Below are 18,932 nucleotides of genomic sequence, written 5' to 3'. Positions count from 1 at the left end.
GTGCCGTCCGGCGCGCGGGGAGGCGGCGGAATGAACGTGACGGACCAGCAGACCGCGGGCGAGACGTACGAGTCGATGCTGGCGCCGGTCCAGACGTCGACGTTCGTCCGCCCGACACCGCGCATGGTGAACGCGCTCGACGGAGTCAGCGCCGCCACCGCCTGCGCCAAGCTGCACCAGATGGGCATCACCCGCACCTTCATCGACGGGCCCGTACCGCTGCACCGCGAGCCCGACGTCCGCGTCGTCGGCGGCGCCGTCACCCTCCAGTTCCTGCCGCAGCGCGAAGACGTGTTCTCCGGCGCCGAACAGGAGGACGCCGAACGCAAGACCGCCCTCTGGCGGGTACTCGAATCCGTCCGCCCCGGCGACGTCCTCGTCGTCTCCGCGTACGCCAGCCACTTCACCGGCTGCCTCGGCGACATGCTCGTCCGGTACTTCAAGCTCCGCGGCGGCGCCGGCATCGTCGTCGACGGTCGCATCCGCGACGCGCCACGCGTCCGCGCCCTCGGCGTACCGGTCTGGTGCACCGGCGTCACCCCGCACTACGCGTCCCAGACCGAACTGTTCCCCGCCGCGTTCAACGTCCCCGTCGGCGCCGGCGGCGCGCTCGTCACACCCGGCGACCTCATCGTCGCCGACGAGGACGGCGCCGTCGTCGTACCGCAGACCCGCGCCGTCGCCATCGCCGAGGACGCGCTGCTGCACCAGGACCGCGAGGAGTACGCGCGACGCCGCCTCGACGAGGGCGGCCGCCTCTCCGACTACTACCCGCTCACCGGCGCCGGCCTCGACGAGTACCTGGCGCACCGCGACACGCAGTAGTCCGGGCGCCGCAGTTCCGTGGGCGGACCCGGCGCAGCGGCCGGCCCCGGGGCGGGTGACACCCGTTCGCCCACGAGATCCCTTGGTACGACGGCGATCGCGGGCCGGTGGCATCTCCGTGGACGCGCGCGGCCGTCGCCGGCGGCGGCCGGCGACTCGCGTCGCGTCCTCTGCCGCCCGGCGAGCGACCGCAGGTCGTGACGTGCTGCCGACACGCGACCGGGCGCGGGCGGCAGGGGCCTCCCCCCTCGCGGTGCCGGGACTGGGTTCAGGTGCGTGCGACCGGGCGCAGGTGCCGGACTCTGCGGGTCGCGACGGGTCGTGGCTGGTGGGCTCTGGCGCGCGACCGGGAGTGGGCGGCAGGTCCGGTCACGTCGCGACCGGACGCTTCTTGGACACCTATCGATTGTTCAACTGTCTCATTGTCCAATTGTTGAACAGTTAGCGCAGCCGGCGAGTTCTGGCGCCACCGACGGCAGCGGCGTGTCCGACCGAACGCGGGCGGCAGGTCCGGCCACCTCGCGACCGACCGCGGGGGGGGGGCGCGGTGGCGGGTCGTGGCGGACCGAGCGCCGAGTCACCCGTGTACGCCGGGCGTCCGCTAATCCTTTTGCCCGGAACGGCCGGGCCGGTTAGCGTCCGCTCCGTGAGACCAGCGACCGAACGTGAGATCCGGGCGTCCTTCGTCAACTGCACCAAGGGCGAGGCGACACGCCTGGCCGTACCGCGTGGTCTGGCGGACACGCCGTGGGACGACCTGGACTTCCTCGGCTGGCAGGACCCGGCCGCACCCGACCGGACGTACCTGGTGGCGGAGCGTGGGGACGGGTTCGTCGGGGTGGCGCTGCGCCGGTCCGCGGCCCGCGCGGGAATGTTGCGGCGGAGCATGTGTTCGCTGTGCCTGACCACGCATCCGAGCGGCGGCGTGTCGCTGATGACCGCGAAGCGCGCCGGCCGCGCCGGGCAGCAGGGCAACTCGGTCGGCATCTACCTGTGCACCGACCTGGCCTGCTCGCTGTACATGCGGGGCAAGAAGGAGGTGGGCGCCGGCAGCCGTCGGCTGGAGGAGTCGCTGACCCTCGACGAGAAGGTCGACCGGGCCGTCACCAACCTGTCCGGCTTCCTGTCCCGCGTCCTCGACTGACCCCCCGGTACGGTACGACGCCGGCCCACGCGGCGACGGGCGGACACTCGCGTTGGCGCGCGCACCGGGCCAGCGGCACCCGTTCCGCGGAAAAGGCGCCAGGTCAGCGGGCAGGCGGGCGGCGGCGGACGGTCAGAGGGCGACGGCGGCGTCGTACGCGGCGCGGGCGTCGGCCCGCTCGGCGGCACCGAGCGTCCGGCCGTACGGGTCGTGTGCGGCGGCGGCGTCGATGAGTCCTTCGCGTTCGGCGACCCACAGCATGCGCTGCACGTACCCGTCCATGGGGGCGCGGAAGATGCGGGCGGCGAACCGGTCCATCACCGTACTGGCGGCGAGGAAGCGCGCCGCGTCCCCGTCGAACCAGGCCCGTACGAGGGATCGGGAGAGGGCGGGCGCGGCGGCGGCCACGCCGACGAGTGCGGCGTCGGCGCCCCAGGTGAGGGAGGGGCCGAACATCCGGTCCTCGCCGGTGACGGCGAGTCCGCCGGCGGCGTGGATGGCGTCGACCGCGTCCTGGCAGTCGACGGCCTGGTACAGGGTGGCGAGCTTGACGCCGACCACGCCGGGTACGGCGACGAGCTCGCGCAGCAGGTCCGGGTCGTACCGCACGCCGCCGGCCTCCGGGTAGAGCAGGAAGCCGAGGACGGGCAGGCCGGTGGCGGCGACGACCGCCTCGTGTAGCCGGACGGTACGCGTGGCGCGGGTCTCGGCGGGCCGCAGCCCGGACGCCGGGTACACCATCAGCCCGTCGGCGCCGCCGGCCGCGGCCGCTTCCGCCATCCGTACGGTGGCGTCGAGTTGGGCGGGGAACGGCGCGTCGGCGGCGCCGGCGGGACCGACGCCGGCGAGTACCGGACCGGTGACGGCGGCGCGGAAGGTGTCCAGCACGAGCGCCCGGTCGGCGGCGGGGAGCGCGAGTCCGCGGCCGGTGTGCGCCCAGACGCAGACGCCGTCGGCCGCCGCGGCCAGCCCGGTGGCGTACTTCTCCAGCGCGGCCGGGTCGACGTGCCGGGTGGCGTCCATCGGCGTGGCCGGTGCCGCGACGAGCCGGCCGCGCAGCAGCGCGGCGAGTCTCTCGGTCCGCCTGCCCAGATCGTCGGCCACCTGCGCCCTCCCGGATACGGCTCCCCTGGCCCCGATCGTCGCACGCTGCCACCGCCCCGCCGGTGGCAACCCGGCCGGCGTCGACAATGCGGGAATCCCCTGTCATTGCGCGGTTCCGCGGTGTTTCGGCGTGAGATTCCCGGAACGGAACGGTCCCGCCCGGTGCCCCGGATGGTTGCCGGGTGTGACGGTCATTGCTCTCTTCGGCGTCGGTCTGTTCAGCGCGAGCGGCGGGGCGGATCATGAACGGGTGACGATGGGTGTCATTCCGCACGTCGGCCAGACGGTGTACCTCGGACCCGAGGCATCGCCACAGTTCCGCGCGAGGCCGATCCAGCTGCTCATCACCGCGCCGCCCCAGCCGTCGACGATCGACGCGGCCGAGCACCGCACGGCCAAGGAGGCCCGCTGGCTGCTGCTGACCGGCTGGGAGCTCGACCCGCGCGGCCAGCGCGTCCTGCACCGCACCGTGTCCGCGCGCACGTCCGGCATCGCGATCCTCCGCGACTGACCTTCCGGGTACGCCGGGCGCAGGTCACCGGTCGCCTGCCGCGCCGACGTTCGCCGACTGTCCACACTGGACGGTACGGCCCGGCGGTCAGTCCGGGCGGCGGTGCCGGGCGGTGGCGCGCCAGCGGCCGTCGGCGCGGGCGATCTCCACCGGGTGCCGGAACGCGGCGCTCACCAGCTCGCTGGTCAGTACGGTGTCGACCGGGCCGGCGGCGACGGTACGGCCGTCGCGCAGCAGCAGCGCGTGGCTGGTACTGCTCGGCAGTTCCTCCAGGTGGTGCGTGACCAGCACGCTCGCCAGCCCCGGGTACTCCCGGCGCAGCTCGTCGAGGCTGTCCAGGAGCTGTTCGCGGGCGGCCAGGTCGAGCCCGGTGGCGGGTTCGTCGAGCAGCAGCATTCGCGGCGCCGGCATGAGCGCGCGGGCGATCAGCGCCTTGCCCCGCTCGCCCTGCGACAGTACCGGCCAGGTGGCGCCGGCGCGGTGGGTCAGGCCGAGCAGGTCGATCAGCGCGTCGGCCCGCTTGAGCGCCGCATCGTCCGGGCGCCACCGCGGCACCGGCTCGACGCTGCCGGTACAGCCGGTCAGTACGACCTGGCGGACGGTCAGCGGGGACCGGACCGGGTGCCGCGGATCGACGTGACCGATGTGGCCGCGCAGTTCGCGGACGTCGACCCGGCCGAGGCGCCGGCCGAGTACGGTGGCGCCGCCGCGGGTGGGGTGCTGGTGCGCGCCGAGTACGGAGAGCAGGGTGGACTTGCCGGCACCGTTCGCGCCGAGCAGCGCCCAGTGTTCGCCGGGCCGTACGGTGAGGTCGATGTCGGCGAGCAGGGCGCGGCCGTCGCGGACGACGGTCACCCCGACCGCGGCGAGGACCGGGACGTCGGCGTCAGACACGGGCGGGCTCCTGGGTGGGAACACGGGGCTCGGGCAGCGTACGGGCGACCAGCCAGGCGGCCGCCGGCAGGGCCACCAGCGGCAGCAACGCCACGAGCAGCGAGTACGCGTCGGCCACGGCACCGATCAGCGGGCTGGCGACGCCGCCGACGCTGACCGCGAGGCCGAGCGTGACGCCGCTCGCGGTACCGACCCGGCTGGGCAGGTAGTCCTGGCCGAGGGTGACCTGCACGGAGAACGGCACGTACAGGGCGGCGGAGGTCAGCGCGACGAACGCGAAGCACGCCGGCCCGGGTACGAGCAGCACACCGGCGACGGCCGGCACGGCCACCGCGTACGACCGGCGGACGACGGCGACGCGGCCCCACGACTCGGCCAGCCGGCCGCCGAGGACGGTACCGACGGCGCCGCCGAGGTACAGGACGAACAGGGCGGCGGCGCCGACCGCGGGACCGCCGCCGACGCGCTGCCGCACGTACACGGCGAGGAAGGACGCGAGGCCGACGAACGCCACCGACCGCAGCCCGACCACCACCGCCAACCGTACGAACGAGGCGCGGTCGTCGACGCCGCCGGGGCGGACGGCCGCGGGACCGGCGGCGCGCGGTACCCGGGCGGCGGTCAGGCACAGCAGGACGCCGAGCGCCGCCGGCAGCGCCAGCAGCGGGGTCGCGGTCAGCCCGGCCGCGGCCACGACCGGGGTGACCAGCAGCGGCGCCGCGGCGAAGCCCAGGTTGCCGCCGAGCGAGAAGACCCCCATCGCGGTGTGCGAGCCGCCGCCGGCGATCCGCGCCACCCGCGCCGACTCCGGGTGGTACGCCGCGACGCCGATCCCGGACACCGCCACCGCCGCCAGGGTCGCCGGGTACGGCCCGGCCACGCCGCTCAGCGCGATCCCGGCACCGGCCGCCGCGGTACCGGCCGGCAGCAGCCACGGAGCCGGCCGCCGGTCGGTCAGCGCCCCGAACACCGGCTGCGCCACGCTCGACAGCAGCGACGCGGCAAGCACGACACCGGACGCCGCCGCGTACCCGTAATGCCGTTGTGCGACGAGGAACGGTACGAGCGCGGCGACCGCGCCCTGGTACACGTCGACGCAGCCGTGGCCGATCGACAGCGGGAGGATCCGACGGGGCATGTCGCCGATCATGACCCGCCGGGGCGGCGTCCCGCTTCCGATAAAGTGCCAGGTAATGCAGAATTTCCGCCAGGAGTCCGCGGCCCCGGCCAGCGTCCGCCCGCTGGCCGCCGGGGAGCGCATCGACCCGCACCGCCACGACGAACACCAGATCCTGTACGCGGGGCGCGGCGTGCTGTCCGTCCGTACCGACGGCGGGTTGTGGGTCGCCCCCGGTACGCACGCGCTGTGGATCCCGGCCGGCACGGTGCACGCGCACCACGCGCACGGCCGCCTCGACCTGCACTCCATCGGGCTGCCCGCCACCGACAACCCGCTGCGGCTCACCGCCCCGGCGGTCCTCGCCGTCGGTCCCCTCCTCCGCGAGCTGATCCTCGCGTACACCCGGGAGGTGGACGACGGGGCGGCCGAGCGGCGACGGCTGCGCGCGGTACTGCTCGACCGGCTGCGGCGGGCCGGCGCGGACCGGCCGGTCCACCTGCCGGAGCCGGCCGATCCGCGGCTGGCCGCGGTGTGCGAGCTGCTGCGCCGCGACCCCGCCGACCGCCGTACGCTGGCGGCGCTGGGTGCCGAGGTCGGCGCGAGCGAGCGGACCCTGACCCGGCTCTGCGCGGCCGAACTGGGTATGACGTTCCCGCAGTGGCGCGCCCGGCTGCGGCTCTACCACGCGCTGCTGCTGCTCGCCGAGCGGCAGCCGGTGACCACGGTGGCGCACCGCTGCGGCTGGTCGTCGGCCAGCGCGTTCATCGACGTGTTCCGCCGCGCGTTCGGGAGTACGCCCGGCGCGTACCGCTGAGGGGCTGGCGCAGAATGGCGGGGTGACCGACATCCGCGACGCCGCATGAGCCCGGCCACCACGATCGACGGGGTACGCGCGGCGCTCGGCCGCCGGACCGTACGGCAGCCGGACGGTGCCCGCAACGTCCGCGTCCTGCTCCTCGTCGGCGTCAGTACGGTGCTCGTCACCCGGGCGCTGCTCGCCGCCTCCGGGTACCCGCAGGTCGGCAACGGCACGCTGCACGTCGCCCACGCGCTGTGGGGCGGTCTGCTCATGCTGGTCGGCCTGATGCTGGGGCTGCTGGTGACCGGCGGGCCGGCGCGTGTCGGGACCGCGCTGGTCGGCGGCGTCGGCGTGGGCCTGTTCGTCGACGAGGTCGGCAAGTTCGTCACGCAGCACAACGACTACTTCTTCCGCCCCGCCGCCGGCATCATGTACTGCCTGTTCGCGGTGATGCTGCTGGCGGTGTCGCGGGCGTCGGCGGCACGGTGGCCGCGGGGCGGCGGCCCGGTCGCGGAGGCGGCGCTGATCGCGGCGGGCGGCCTCGCCGGCGGGCTGACCGCGCGGCAGCGGCGTACCGCGGAACGGTTGGTGTCCGGGCGCGACGACGAGGCCGCGGCGGCCGTACGCCGGTTGCTGGCCGCGACACCCGAACGCACCGCGCCCGAACGCCTGCGCCGACTCGTCCGCCGCCCGCTGGCCGCCGTACGGTGGCTGGTCGGCACACGCTGGCTGATGCCCGGACTGATCGGGTTGTTCACGGTCTCCCGGGTACTGGTCGCCGCGATCTTCCTCGGCCAGGCCCTGTCGGTCGCCGCCGGGCACCACCTCGACCCCGGCCAGGACACCACCGCCGTACTCGCCAGCGCCGTCGTACGCCCGCTGGAGGCGACGCTCGCCGTCACCGGCGCCGTACTGTGGCGACGCCGGCGGCGTACCGCGCTGACGCTGCTGTCCGCGTCCCTGTACCTGAACCTGTTCGTGACACAGCTGTTCAACTTCACCGACAGCCAGTTCGGCGCGCTGGCCGAGCTGCCGTACCAGCTGGTGATGCTGGCGATGGTGGCGCACCACCGGCGGCTCGCCGAGGCGGTCAGCCCGCCGGGGTAGCGGTCCAGCCGGCGTCGGCGGCGTGCGCGTGGAAGGCGCGCCACGCCTGCCACGCCCGGGTCGCACCGAACTGCCCCAGGTACGCCAGCGCCACCCGGACGTCGTCGACCGTGGCGCCGCCCCGCAGCGCCCGGTCGATGTGGATCCGGAACGTCTCGCCCAGCGTCTGGTAGTGCACGTCGACGCTCATCGTCGTGAACGCCCGCTCCCGTACGGTCAGCGTCCCCGGCCCGTCCGGCAGCCGCATCCGGGACTGGAGCTCGAAGTACGCCAGGAAGGCGGGGTCGAGGTCGGTGAGTGCGGCGCGGACCTGCTCGGGCAGCGGGCTGCGCGCGGCGTCGGGTCCGGTGGACACGAGCTCGTCGGCCAGCGGCTCGGCGTCCGGCCGGGGCAGGCCGAGGCGTTCCTCTACGTCCGCCAGCCGTTCGAGGGCGGCCAGCGCCGCGTGGTAACCGGTGTCGTACGAGATGAGGCGCAGCAGGGCGCGGACGTCGGCGGTGGAGACGCCCTGCCGGAGGCCGGCGCGCACGTGCAGTTCGAACGGCAGGCCGAGGCACTGCTGGCACACGTCGGCGGTGATGTGCAGGAACGTCTTCTCCCGGGCGGTCAGCGTGGGCAGGGCGTCGGCCTGGCCGACGGTGGCGGCGGCCATCTGCGCGAACACCGGGTCGAGCGCGGCGGGGTCCGGAACGGTTGGTGTGGTGGGAACTCCGGTCGTGACGGTCACGGTCGCTCCTTATTGGAAAACAGCTGTAGCGCGACGACTGTAGCGCAATAGGTGTCCAGTTACAATCGGCGGTCATGGACCAGACCCGGCGCCGGCCGAACGTGCGCGGACAGGGCGACCGCCTGCGCGACGAGATCGTCACCGCGGCCGTACGGATGCTCGACGAGCTCGCCGACGACGAGGCGCTGTCGCTGCGCGCCGTCGCGCGCGCCGTGCACATCGCCGCCACCTCGGTGTACCTGCACTTCCCCGACCGCGACGCGCTCGTCCTCGCCGCCATGCAGCGCTGCCACGAGGACCTGGTACGTGCCGGCGACGAGGCGTCCGCCGCGGAGAAGGGGCCCGGCGCGCGGCTACGGGCGCGGATCCTCGCCGGCGCGCGGTGGGCCGAGGAGCACCCGGGGCTCTACAAGGTGCTGCACGAGAGCACGGTGCACCGCCGGCTCGGCATGCCGTTCAAGGAGGTGATGGTGCAGCGCACCGTCGACGACGTGCGCGCGTGCATGGACGCCGGGGTCGCGCCGGCCGACGACCCGACGACGGTCGCGATCGACCTGCGTACCGCGGTGAACGGGATGCTGTCGCAGCGCATCAACGAACCGGACCTGCCGTGGCCGCCGGCCGAGGAGCAGCTCGACCGGTTCCTCACCAAGCTCGTCGGACTGCCCGCACCACGCCGACGCCGGCGGCACTGACGCCGGGATCCGCTTGCGTACCAACGGATCCCGGCGCCGTGGGTTACGGTCGGTCCAGCTCGGCGGCGAGGTCGTCCAGCTCCGCGCCACCGGCCATCAGCCGGGTCAGGTCGTCCCGGGACAGCTCGCCCTTCGCATGGTCGCCGAGACTGCGGCCACGCTTGAGGATCAGGAACCGGTCGCCGACCGGGTGCGCGTGGTGCGGGTTGTGCGTCACGAACACCACGGCGATCCCGCGGTCCCGGGCCGCGGCGATGTGCCGGAGCACGGTGCCGGCCTGCTTCACCCCGAGCGCCGAGGTCGGCTCGTCGAGGATGAGCACCCGGGCGCCGAGGTACACGGCGCGGGCGATGGCGACCGCCTGCCGCTCACCGCCGGACAGCGTACCGACCGGCTGGTCCACGTCCCGCAGGTCGATGCCCATCCCGGCCAGCTCGGTCCGGGTGGTCTCCCGCGCCGCCCGTACGTCGAGGCGCCGCAGCGGACCGAACCGGCGCGTCGGCTCCGCGCCCAGCACGAAGTTGCGCCACACCGACATCAGCGGCACCAACGCCAGATCCTGGTACACGGTCGCGATGCCGGCGGCGAGCGCGTCCCGCGGCCCGGCGAAGTCCACCGGTACGCCGGCGAGCCGGATCTCGCCCTCGTCCGGCCGGTGCACCCCGGACAGCAGCGAGATCACCGTGGACTTGCCCGCACCGTTGTCCCCGAGTACGCAGGTGACCTGGCCCGCGGCGACCGTGGTGGACACGTCGGCGAGCGCGATCACCGGGCCGAACCGCTTGCCGACCCCGCGTACCTCCAGCAGGGCAGTGTCGTCGCTCATGAGCGCCTCCGCCGTTCCGCGTAGCGGCGTACGAACTGGTTGGCGAAGACCGCCAGCAGCAGCATCGCGCCGAGGAAGAGCTTGTACCAGTCGGCGTCCCAGCCGGCGTACACGATGCCGACGGAGGTCATGCCGAAGATCAGCGCGCCCAGCGACGCGCCGACCGCCGAGCCGAACCCGCCGGTCAGCAGGCAGCCGCCGATCACCGCCGCGACGATGAACGTCAGCTCGTCGCCGACGCCGGCGTCGGCCTGCGCGGACGTGTTGCGCAGCGCGGTGATCGTGCCGACCAGCCAGGCCGCCGTTGCCGTCGTCGCGAACAGCGCCATGCTCGTCCGGGTCGCGGGCACGCCGACCTTGCGCGCCGCGTTCGCGTCCCCGCCGACCGCGAACACCCAGTTCCCGAACCGGGTACGCAGCAGCACCAGCGTCGCCAGCACGGTCAGCACCAGCCACCACACGATCGACACCTTGAAGTACGTGCCGCCGAGGACCACGGAGGACGCGAAGACCAGGTGCGCGCTGTCGAAACCGGACCGGCCGACCAGTCCGCCGACCAGTACGTTGCCGGTCAGCAGCTTCGTCACGCCGAGGTTCAGGCCCTGGAGTACGAGGAACATGCCGAGCGTGACGATGAAGCTGGGCAGCTTCGTCCGGGTCACCACGTACCCGTTGGCCAGGCCCACGGCGAGCGCCAGCACCAGCGACAGCAGCACCGCGAGCCACACGTTCAGCCCGAACCGGGTGGCGAGGATCGTCACGGCCAGCCCCGTCGTACCGGTGAGGACGCCGGCGGACAGGTCGAACTCGCCGCCGATCATCAGCAGCGCCACCGCGACCGCCATGATGCCCAGCGTCGAGGCGGGGTCCAGCCAGTTCGCCACGCCGTCCGCGGACCGGAACGTCGAGGACAGCAGCGCGAAGAACACGAACACCACGACCGCGCCGATCAGCGCGCCCAGCTCCGGCCGCACCAGCAGCCGCCGTACCGGGGAGACCGCGGCGACCCGTTCGTCGGGTACCGCCGGGGCGCTCATCGGTGTTCCTCCTTCGTCGCAACACCGATGAGGCACGACGCACGATGCTTCTGACTCGCTCGCTGACGCTCGCTCATCGGGTGCCCCGCTTGGCGAGCTCGGCGACCTTGGCGGCGTTCGCCTTCGTGACGAAGCCCGGCCCGGTCAGCACCGGCTGTCCGCCGCCCACCGTGTTGTCGTTGTCGTGGTACAGCCGCAGCATCTGCACCGGCAGGTACCCCTGGAGGTAGGGCTGCTGGTCGACGGCGAACTGGATCCGGCCCTGCTCGATCGCCGTCGTCACGTCACCGGACAGGTCGAACGTGGCGATCTTCGCCGACGACCCGCTGCCGGACTCGGCGGCCACCGCGGCGGTCGCGATCGCCGGGTTGAGCGTGAGTACGGCGCCGATCGAGTGGTCGGCGGTCAGCTTCGCCCGCAGCGTGGCCTGGGCCTGCGCCAGGTTGTTCACGTTGACCTGTACGGTGTCGAGCCGGCCGCCGAGCCCCTGCGCGGCACCCTGGCAGCGCTGCGTCAGTCCGATGTTGCCGGCCTCGTGGACGACGCAGATGGCGTGCTTCACACCCGCGTCGGCGAGCCGCTTCCCGGCGGCCCGGCCGGCGATCGTCTCGTCCTGACCGACGTGCGTGATCGCGCCGAACTGGACCGACTTGTCGCCGCCCGAGTTGATCGTGATCACCGGAATCCCGGCGTGTACGGCCCGCTCGACCGACGCCTTCAGCGCGTCCGGGTTGGCCATCGACACGACCAGGCCGTCCACGTGCTGGTTCACCGCCGCGTCGATGAACTGCGCCTGCGTCTGCGGCACCCCCGACCCCTGGTACGTCACCCGTACCTTGAGGTCCTTGCCGGCCTGGACCGCGCCGTTCTTCACGATCGACCAGAACGGGTCGCCCGCCGCGCCGTGCGTCACCACCGCGACGGTCAGCCGGCCGCCGGTCTTCGCCGCCGGCGTCGCGGCGGGCCCGGCGGCACCGATGTCCACCCGGTTCGAACAGCCGGCCGCGGCGAGGACGAGCAACACCGCCGCGGCACCCCACCACCGTCCACGTCGTCGGATCATGCGACCTCCTGTGTCCGGCCGGCGGCGTCGCCGACCCCGGCGTCGAATGCCCCATGATCCTGCCCGGTTTGCCACTGCCCGTCCAGAACCCTCCCGCCCTGCCGCGTGCCCGCGTGTCCGCACCCGCCCCCACCCACCGGCCACACCATCCGGGTACCTACCGGGCAAGCGGGCGGAAACGGTGCGGTTGAGCCGAGCCGGCACCGCCGCCACGGGTACGGCGGAGGTCAGTGGACGAAGGTGAACAGCCGGCGGCCCGGCACCAGCGGCGGGGTCGTGCCGGGCCAGCGCTGTACGCCGACCGAGAAGTGGGCGTCGTCCGGCGCCACGAACTCCAGCTCGTCGAAGCCGGCCGCGGCGAACCACCCGCGGATCGCGCCGGTACGGTCCGGCTCCCGCCGGTGCCGGGTCCAGAGCAGGGTGGCGCCGGTCGCGCAGAACGCCGGCAGAACCTCGACGGTACGGCGAATGTCGGGCTCGGCGACGTTGCCGAACACGCCGCAGCACAGCACCAGGTCCGCCGGCACGGCCCCCACGTACGCGTCGGTGGTGCCGGCGTCGGCGCACCGCACCTCCACGCCGGTCAGTCCGGCGGCGGCGAGACCGGCGCGCGCGTACGCCACGCTGGCCTCGTCGAGCTCCACCAGCCGACCCGAGATGTGTTGTGGTGCAACGGATCCAGTCAGTCCGGCGAGCACGTCCCGGCCCTGCCCCGCGCAGATCGACACCAGCCGGCGCGGCGCGGCACGGCGGACCCGGTCGGCCACCACCGCCAGCCGCCGCGACAGCTCCGAACCCGGGTCGTCGTACTCGCCGTGCCAGCCCTGCCAGTCCATGCCGCCTCCCGATGACGGAGATCACCGGGGCGGAATTGTACGGCGGGGCACCGACGTTCCTACACTGAGACACGTGGCCCCTGGTGGCCCGAGGCACCTCCCATTCCCTGATACGCCAACGGCTTTCGCCGCCGTTCCCCCCTGCCCGGGAAGGATCCGATGACACAGACCATGCCCCGTACCGGCCGCCGGGCCCGCTCCGTCTGGGAGCGGGTCAGGGAGCGTGCCGCCGGTCGGGCGTACGTCCACGACGAGCCGGACGAGGCGGCCGCGGCGGAGACGTACCGGGCGATGGATCTGGCGTTGCGGGTCGGCGAACTGCTGCTGGCGTCCGGCGAGGCGACGGAGAACGTCAGCGAGGCGATGCGCAGCCTGTCCGTGGCGTACGGGCTGCCCCGGTCCGAGGCGGCCGTCACGTTCACCGCGATCTCGCTGTCCTGCGTACCCACCGACGGCGCGCCGCCGGTCACCGGCGAGCGCTCGGTGCGGCGCCGGCTGCCCGACTACGAGCGGCTCGCCGCCACCCACCAGCTCGTCGAGCAGGCCGCGCTCGGGCTCGTCGACCTCGACGCCGCGTTCGACCGGCTGCGCGCGATCAAGCGCGCCCGCCCGCCGTACCCGGGGCTGTTGATCACGCTGTCGCTGCCGTTGATCTCCGCGTCGGCGTCGGTACTGTCCGGCGGTGGCGCGATGGTGGCCGGGATCGCGTTCGCCGCGACGCTGGTGGCCGACCGGGCAGGCGCGTGGCTGGGCCGGCGCGGCATCGCCGAGTTCTACCAGCTGGCCGTGGGCGCGGCGATCGGTTCGCTGATCGCGGTGCTGGTGATCGCGGCCGGTCTGCCGGTGCAGGCGTCCGCGGTGGTGGTCGGCGCGATCATGGCGCTGCTGCCCGGCCGGCCGCTGGTCGCCGCCGTCCAGGACGGCATCTCCGGCGCGATGGTGTCGGCCGGCGCCCGGCTGCTGGAGGTGTTCTTCATCGTCGCGGCGCTGGTCACCGGCGTCGGCCTGACCGTGTACGCGGCGATCCACCTCGGCCTGCCGCTGTCCGTGGAGGACCTGCCGACCTCGCTGCCGTCGGCCGGGCCGGTGCCGGTACTGGGCGCGGTGGCGATGTCGGTGACGTTCGCGATCTCGCTCGCCGTGCCGCGCCGCGCGCTGCTGACCGCCGGGATCGGCGGCGGCGCCATCTGGCTGCTGTACGTGGCACTCCGCACCGCGGACGTCATGCCGGTACTGGCCGCCGGCGTGTCCGCCGCCGTGGTCGGCCTCGTCGCGCACCTGATCGCCGCGCGGCACCGCTCCCCCGCCCTGCCGTACACGGTGCCGTTGATCGGTCCGCTGCTGCCCGGTACCCCGCTCTACCGCGGGCTGCTCCAGATCAGCCACAACGATCTCAACCAGGGGCTGCTCAGCCTGTTCACCGCGCTGGCGACGGCGTTCGCGCTGGCCGCGGGGATCAGCCTCGGCGGCGAGCTCGTCCGCGCGTTCCGCCGCGGCGGTACGGTCGGCACCAGCCCGCGCCGGCGCCCCGCCGCCCGCCGTACCCGGGGCTACTGACCGGACGAATCCCTTGCCGCCCAACGGATCCCGCGCACCCCGGTCGCGGGATCCGTTGCCGCGGCACGGATCCGAACGGCTGCACGGGCTCCGGAGAGTCGGGGTGACGGCCGGCGGATCCGGCGGCATGATGGGCGGATGACGGAGCCCTTCGACCTGATCGCCGAGCGGTACGACGAGTCGTTCCAGGACCGCACCGGGCAGCTCGCCGCCGGCCGGTGGCTGCTCGACGAGCTGCCGCGCCCGGCCCGGGTACTCGATCTCGGCTGCGGCTCCGGGCTGCCGACCGCGCGCCAGCTCACCGCCGGCGGGCTGGCCGTGGTCGGCGTGGACAGCTCGGCGCGGATGCTGGATCTGGCCCGCCGCAACGCACCGGACGCCGAGTACCACCTCGGCGACCTGCGCGCCGTGCCGGACGCGGTGGGCGAGATCGACGCGGTCGCCGCGTTCTTCTCGCTGCTGATGCTGCCGCGCGCCGCGTTCACGCCGACGCTGGCGGGGCTGCGCGACCGGCTGCGCGGCCCGCGGCTGCTCGCGCTCGGCATGGTCGACGGCGATCTCGACGACGTGCCGGTCGACTTCCTCGGCGTACCGGTGCGCGTGTCGGCGCTGCCCGCGGGCGCGCTGCGCGCCGCGGTCGAGGCCGCCGGCTTCACCGTCCGCGCCCTGCACCGGCGGACCACCGCGCTCGGCGACACCACCGAAACCCACCTCTTCCTGTACGCCAGCGCCTGACCCAACGCCCGGTGGACCCGCGCGTGACCGGGCGCCGGGTGGAGCCGCGCGGGCCCGCGCACCGACCGGCGCGGGGCCGTCAGAAGAACTCGTCGAGCAGGCGGTAGAACGCGGTCTTCGCCGGGTCGGGGGCGATCCCGTACCGGGCGAGGAAACGGTCGGCGGCGACCGGCCCGTACTGCGGGTTCAGGTCGGAGACGAGCGACCGGGTGGCGATGGCCAGGTCGAGCCAGCGGTCGGCGACGCCGAGACGCCCGGCGTCGATCAGCCCGGTCGGCCGCAGCGTCGCCGGATCGAACAGCACGTTCGGGACGCACGGGTCGCCGTGGCAGACCGCCAGGTCCTCGCGGTCCGGCCGGGTCGCGGTCAGTTCGGCGGCGAGCTCGTCGCGGGTCCGGCCGGTACGTTCGTCGTCGAGGTCGTCGAGGTCGACGGCCGCCGCCAGCGCCGCCGGTACGGTCACGGCCAGCCGGCGGTCGAACGGGCAGTCCGCGACGGGCAGCGAGTGCAGGGCGCGGAGTACGTCGGCGAGGCCGTCGACGATCCGGTCGCGCGCCGACGCGGGCCACTCCTCCGCGGCCGAGCGCCCCGGTACCTCCCGGGTGACGAGCAGGCCGGGCCGGCAGTCGAGGACCTCCGCGGCCGGGATGCCGTGCGCCCGCAGCCAGGTCAGCCGTTCGCCCTCGCCGACCAGGTCGTGGCGCGGATCGGCGGACTCCTTGCGGTACACGCCGTCGCGCCGGTGTACGGCCGCGCCGGACAGCCCGACGGTCACCCTCTCCCACACGGCGCTCAGGGTGCCGGCCGGACCGTCACCGCCGCAACAGCAATCCGCGCAGGTACGCCGCCTGGCCGGCGTGCTGCAGGTCGTCGGAGACCACGCTGACGAGCCGTACGCCGAGGCTCACCGGCGGATCCCAGCGCTCGTCGACGATCCGGTCCAGGTCCGCGTCCGTCAACCCCTCGACGTACGCGAGGGTCCGCTCGTGCACCGCCTCGTGGTACCCGACGAGCAGGTCGGCGTCCGCGCGCACGGCGGCGACGTCGGCCGCGGAGTGCCCGTACCCGGTGGCCGACGGGGCGAACGGCAACGCGAACCGCTCCGCCCACCCCTCGTGCCACACCTGCCCGGTGTCCGCGGCGTCGGCGACGTGGTCGTCCTGGATCCGGGTGAGATGCCAGACGAGCCAGGCGATCGAGTTGGCCTCGTCGTCGGGCCGCGCCGCGAGCTGGTCGGCGGACAGCCCGTCGACCGCGCCCCGGACGAGCCCCCGGATCCGGCCGAACGCGTCGGCCAGCAGCTCAGCACTTCGCATTCGGCCCAGTCTAGGCACCGGTGCCGGGAACGCGCGGGCTCTCGGGCTCCGTGGCGGGTCGACCGAGCCGTTCGGCCAGGAACTCCTCCCAGGTACGCGTCCCGACGGCGCGGTCCGCGTTCAGCACCGCACCGGCACGTACGGCGCGGGCCGCCCCGCCCGGCAGCGGCACCGACACGATCGGACGCCGCCGCCCCACCGCCGACAGGTACGCCCGCATCAGCTCGTCGACGCCGCACACCCGCGGACCCGCGAAGTCCGGTACCAGGCCGGCCGGGTCGGCCAGGGTCAGCTCGGCGAGCCGTTCGGCGACCTCGTCGGTCTCCACCGGCTGGAACCGGAACCCCGACGGCAGCGGCACCACGGGCATCTTCGCCAGCCCGCGCGCGACCGTGAGTACCAGGTCGTGGAACTGGGTGGCGCGCAGCGTGGTCCACGGCAGGCCGGAGTCGGCGACGAGCCGTTCGGTGGCGGCCTTCATGCCGAAGTAGCCGAACATCGCGCGGTCGGTGCCGCTGACGACCGGGACCGCGTCGGCGCCCACGACCGAGATGAACACCAGGTGCGGCGTACGGCCCGCGGTCTGCAGCGCGCGCAGCAGCCGCCGCGTCGTCGGCACGTCGTCCTTGCCGGTGCCGGCGCAGTGCACGACCACGTCCACGCCGTCGACCGCGGCCTCGACGCCCTCCCCCGTCGCCAGATCACCCACCGCGTACGCCACGTGCTCGGTGTCCGGGCGCGCGTGCCGGGTCAGCACCCGGACCGTACGACCGGCCACGGTGAGCCGCGGTACGAGCTGGCGCCCGAGCGTACCGGTGCCGCCGGTGACCAGAATGTCCGATGTCATGGCCACTGTCCCCTCGTCGTGGAACGCCTCTCCCGTCATGACACCGCAGCCCGCCGGAACGTGACGGCCGTTCAGCCGACGAGGGTCTTCACCGCGGCGGAAAGATCGGCCAACGCGGACTTCGCGTCGGCGAACAGCATCGAGGTGCGTTCCCCGGCGTACAGCTCGTTGTCGATGCCCGCGTACCCGTGGCCCATCGAACGCTTGATCACGATGACGCTGCGCGCCTTGTCGACGTCCAGGATCGGCATGCCGGACACCGGGTTGCCGGGGCGGCGCGCGGCCGGGTTGGTCACGTCGTTCGCCCCGACCACCAGCGCCACGTCCGCCAGCGGGAACTCCGGGTTGATCTCGTCCATCTCGCGCAACATCGGGTACGGCACGTTCGCCTCGGCGAGCAGCACGTTCATGTGGCCGGGCATCCGGCCGGCGACCGGATGGATCGCGTACCGCACGTCGACGCCGCGCCCGCCGAGCAGGTCGGCCAGCGCGCTCAGTTCGTGCTGCGCCTGCGCCGCGGCCAGCCCGTACCCGGGGACCACGATCACCTTCCGCGCGTACGCCAGCTGGATCGCGGCGTCGTCCACGGTGGTGCGGCGTACGGCGGTGGCGGCGACGGCGGCGGCCGGGCCGTCCCCGGTGCCGAACCCGCCGACCAGTACGGAGACGACGGAGCGGTTCATCGCGTCGGCCATCAGCTTGGTCAGGATGGTGCCGGACGCGCCGACCAGCGCGCCGGCGATGATCAGCGCGGTCGAGTCGAGAACGAAGCCGGCCATCGCCACCGCCGTCCCGGTGAACGCGTTCAGCAGCGAGATCACCACCGGCATGTCCGCGCCGCCGATCGGCAGCACCATCACCACCCCGAACGCCGCGGCCGCCACGATGACCACGACGAGTACGGCGACGCTGGGGGCGACGAACAGCCACACCGCTCCGGCGAGTACGACGGCGACGAGGGTGAGGCCGACGGCCCGGCGGCCGGGGAACAGCACCGGACTCCCGGTCACCCAGCCCTGCAACTTGCCGGCCGCCACCAGCGACCCGGTGAACGTGGTCGCGCCGATCACCACGTCCAGTACGGTCGTCAGCGTCGTCCGCACGCCCACCGGGCCGCCCGCCAGCCGGGCGTACTCGGCGACCGCGACCAGCGCCGCCGCCCCGCCGCCGACCGCGTTGAACAGGCTGACCAGCTGCGGCATCGCGGTCATCGCGACCCGCCGGGCGAGCAGCGCGCCGGCCACCCCGCCGACGAGCACGCCGGCCGCGAGTACCAGGGGGCCGGTCGCGCCGGGGCGGTCGGTCGCCAGGTGCCAGACGGTCAGGACGACGGCGAGCGCCATGCCGCCGGCCGACACGAGGTTGCCGCGGCGCGCCGTGGCCGGCGAGTTCATCAGGTGCAGGCCGAGTACGAAGGCCACCGCGGCGAGCAGGTAGCCGAGCCGGATCACCGTCTCCGTGGCCGTCATCGCCGGAACATCTCCAGCATCCGGTCGGTCACCAGGTAGCCGCCGACGACGTTCGCGGTGGCGAACGCGGCGGCCACCGCCACGAGCGCGTACTCGGGGACGGTCCTGGCCTCCCCCGCGATGATCATGACGCCGATCAGGATGATGCCGTGGATCGAGTTCGCCCCGGACATCAGCGGCGTGTGCAGCGTCGCCGGCACCTTGCTGATCACCTCGAAGCCGACCAGTACCGCGAGAACGAACACGGTCAGGTCGGTCAGCAGCGCCACGCTCATGAGCGTTCCCCCTTCGCCGGAACACTCATGAGGCACGACGCACGA

21 protein-coding genes are annotated in these 18,932 nt (G+C 74.1%); 8 read left to right on the top strand and 13 right to left on the bottom strand.

What is annotated here, in order from left to right; translation table 11 throughout:
* Positions 1 to 30: 30 nt before the first annotated feature.
* Positions 31 to 825, top strand: coding sequence for an RraA family protein (locus tag Aru02nite_RS14905; RefSeq protein WP_203658118.1), 795 nt, complete (start codon positions 31 to 33; stop codon positions 823 to 825).
* 646 nt (positions 826 to 1,471) lie between these two features.
* Positions 1,472 to 1,969, top strand: a complete 498-nt coding sequence (locus tag Aru02nite_RS14900) for an FBP domain-containing protein (RefSeq protein ID WP_203658117.1) — start codon at positions 1,472 to 1,474, stop codon at positions 1,967 to 1,969.
* Between the two features lie 132 nt (positions 1,970 to 2,101).
* Here the strand turns inward: Aru02nite_RS14900 and Aru02nite_RS14895 are convergent, their stop codons facing one another.
* On the bottom strand, positions 2,102 to 3,073 hold the full coding sequence (locus Aru02nite_RS14895; protein WP_203658116.1) for a dihydrodipicolinate synthase family protein: 972 nt from the start codon (positions 3,071 to 3,073) through the stop codon (positions 2,102 to 2,104).
* Between the two features lie 175 nt (positions 3,074 to 3,248).
* On the opposite strand from Aru02nite_RS14895, the gene Aru02nite_RS14890 reads away from it, so the two are divergent.
* Positions 3,249 to 3,584: a hypothetical protein gene (locus tag Aru02nite_RS14890; protein WP_203658115.1), complete on the top strand. Its 336-nt coding sequence runs from the start codon at positions 3,249 to 3,251 to the stop codon at positions 3,582 to 3,584.
* A gap of 87 nt (positions 3,585 to 3,671) precedes the next feature.
* Here the strand turns inward: Aru02nite_RS14890 and Aru02nite_RS14885 are convergent, their stop codons facing one another.
* Positions 3,672 to 4,478, bottom strand: coding sequence for an ABC transporter ATP-binding protein (locus tag Aru02nite_RS14885; RefSeq protein WP_239076698.1), 807 nt, complete (start codon positions 4,476 to 4,478; stop codon positions 3,672 to 3,674).
* Positions 4,471 to 5,616 (bottom strand): MFS transporter, encoded by a 1,146-nt coding sequence (locus tag Aru02nite_RS14880; RefSeq protein WP_203658114.1) that lies wholly within the window; start codon positions 5,614 to 5,616, stop codon positions 4,471 to 4,473. Before Aru02nite_RS14880 ends, Aru02nite_RS14885 begins: the two co-directional genes overlap by 8 nt.
* Positions 5,617 to 5,671: 55 nt before the next feature.
* Between Aru02nite_RS14880 and Aru02nite_RS14875 the strand changes: the two genes are divergently transcribed.
* Together Aru02nite_RS14875 and Aru02nite_RS14870 are read left to right on the top strand one after the other, a co-directional pair.
* Positions 5,672 to 6,412, top strand: a complete 741-nt coding sequence (locus tag Aru02nite_RS14875) for an AraC family transcriptional regulator (protein ID WP_203658113.1) — start codon at positions 5,672 to 5,674, stop codon at positions 6,410 to 6,412.
* 45 nt (positions 6,413 to 6,457) lie between these two features.
* Positions 6,458 to 7,504 carry a hypothetical protein gene (locus Aru02nite_RS14870; RefSeq protein ID WP_203658112.1) on the top strand — a complete coding sequence of 349 codons (1,047 nt, stop codon included), beginning with the start codon at positions 6,458 to 6,460 and terminating at the stop codon, positions 7,502 to 7,504.
* On the opposite strand, the gene Aru02nite_RS14865 is transcribed toward Aru02nite_RS14870, so the two are convergent.
* Entirely contained in the window at positions 7,488 to 8,231 is a 744-nt protein-coding gene (locus tag Aru02nite_RS14865) for a carboxymuconolactone decarboxylase family protein (RefSeq protein ID WP_203658111.1), read from the bottom strand. The genes Aru02nite_RS14870 and Aru02nite_RS14865 overlap by 17 nt on opposite strands.
* A 74-nt stretch (positions 8,232 to 8,305) precedes the next feature.
* Here Aru02nite_RS14865 and Aru02nite_RS14860 point away from each other — a divergent pair, with 74 nt between their 5' ends.
* Positions 8,306 to 8,926 carry a TetR/AcrR family transcriptional regulator gene (locus Aru02nite_RS14860; protein WP_203658110.1) on the top strand — a complete coding sequence of 207 codons (621 nt, stop codon included), beginning with the start codon at positions 8,306 to 8,308 and terminating at the stop codon, positions 8,924 to 8,926.
* Positions 8,927 to 8,969: 43 nt separating this feature from the next.
* On the opposite strand, the gene Aru02nite_RS14855 is transcribed toward Aru02nite_RS14860, so the two are convergent.
* From Aru02nite_RS14855 to Aru02nite_RS14840, 4 genes are all read right to left on the bottom strand, one after another.
* Positions 8,970 to 9,752: an ATP-binding cassette domain-containing protein gene (locus tag Aru02nite_RS14855; protein ID WP_203658109.1), complete on the bottom strand. Its 783-nt coding sequence runs from the start codon at positions 9,750 to 9,752 to the stop codon at positions 8,970 to 8,972.
* Positions 9,749 to 10,789 (bottom strand): ABC transporter permease, encoded by a 1,041-nt coding sequence (locus Aru02nite_RS14850; protein ID WP_203658108.1) that lies wholly within the window; start codon positions 10,787 to 10,789, stop codon positions 9,749 to 9,751. The genes Aru02nite_RS14855 and Aru02nite_RS14850 overlap by 4 nt, the downstream gene beginning before the upstream one ends.
* A gap of 73 nt (positions 10,790 to 10,862) precedes the next feature.
* On the bottom strand, positions 10,863 to 11,852 hold the full coding sequence (locus tag Aru02nite_RS14845; protein ID WP_203658107.1) for a sugar ABC transporter substrate-binding protein: 990 nt from the start codon (positions 11,850 to 11,852) through the stop codon (positions 10,863 to 10,865).
* Between the two features lie 227 nt (positions 11,853 to 12,079).
* Complete coding sequence (locus Aru02nite_RS14840; protein ID WP_203658106.1) at positions 12,080 to 12,688, bottom strand: SAM-dependent methyltransferase; 609 nt, start codon at positions 12,686 to 12,688, stop codon at positions 12,080 to 12,082.
* A gap of 159 nt (positions 12,689 to 12,847) precedes the next feature.
* Between Aru02nite_RS14840 and Aru02nite_RS14835 the strand changes: the two genes are divergently transcribed.
* Both Aru02nite_RS14835 and Aru02nite_RS14830 read left to right on the top strand, forming a co-directional pair.
* The gene (locus Aru02nite_RS14835; RefSeq protein WP_203658105.1) at positions 12,848 to 14,245 is read left to right on the top strand and encodes a threonine/serine exporter family protein; all 1,398 of its coding nucleotides are present in this window, start codon (positions 12,848 to 12,850) and stop codon (positions 14,243 to 14,245) included.
* Positions 14,246 to 14,383: 138 nt separating this feature from the next.
* Positions 14,384 to 14,980, top strand: a complete 597-nt coding sequence (locus tag Aru02nite_RS14830; RefSeq protein WP_203658104.1) for a class I SAM-dependent DNA methyltransferase — start codon at positions 14,384 to 14,386, stop codon at positions 14,978 to 14,980.
* Positions 14,981 to 15,059: 79 nt separating this feature from the next.
* On the opposite strand, the gene Aru02nite_RS14825 is transcribed toward Aru02nite_RS14830, so the two are convergent.
* From Aru02nite_RS14825 to Aru02nite_RS14805, 5 genes are all read right to left on the bottom strand, one after another.
* Positions 15,060 to 15,767 (bottom strand): APH(3') family aminoglycoside O-phosphotransferase, encoded by a 708-nt coding sequence (locus tag Aru02nite_RS14825; RefSeq protein WP_203658103.1) that lies wholly within the window; start codon positions 15,765 to 15,767, stop codon positions 15,060 to 15,062.
* 25 nt (positions 15,768 to 15,792) lie between these two features.
* Entirely contained in the window at positions 15,793 to 16,296 is a 504-nt protein-coding gene (locus Aru02nite_RS14820) for a mycothiol transferase (protein WP_203658102.1), read from the bottom strand.
* Positions 16,297 to 16,306: 10 nt separating this feature from the next.
* The gene (locus Aru02nite_RS14815) at positions 16,307 to 17,143 is read right to left on the bottom strand and encodes an SDR family oxidoreductase (protein WP_203658101.1); all 837 of its coding nucleotides are present in this window, start codon (positions 17,141 to 17,143) and stop codon (positions 16,307 to 16,309) included.
* 71 nt (positions 17,144 to 17,214) lie between these two features.
* The gene (locus Aru02nite_RS14810; RefSeq protein ID WP_203658100.1) at positions 17,215 to 18,612 is read right to left on the bottom strand and encodes an NAD(P)(+) transhydrogenase (Re/Si-specific) subunit beta; all 1,398 of its coding nucleotides are present in this window, start codon (positions 18,610 to 18,612) and stop codon (positions 17,215 to 17,217) included.
* Complete coding sequence (locus Aru02nite_RS14805) at positions 18,609 to 18,887, bottom strand: NAD(P) transhydrogenase subunit alpha part 2 (RefSeq protein ID WP_203658099.1); 279 nt, start codon at positions 18,885 to 18,887, stop codon at positions 18,609 to 18,611. Before Aru02nite_RS14805 ends, Aru02nite_RS14810 begins: the two co-directional genes overlap by 4 nt.
* Between the last annotated feature and the right edge of the window lie 45 nt (positions 18,888 to 18,932).

Origin of the sequence: Actinocatenispora rupis, from assembly GCF_016861975.1 — a bacterium.
Classification (GTDB): Bacteria; Actinomycetota; Actinomycetes; order Mycobacteriales; family Micromonosporaceae; genus Actinocatenispora; species Actinocatenispora rupis.
The sequence above is the reverse complement of the archived record's forward strand: the minus strand, read 5'-3'. Positions and strand labels throughout refer to the sequence as shown.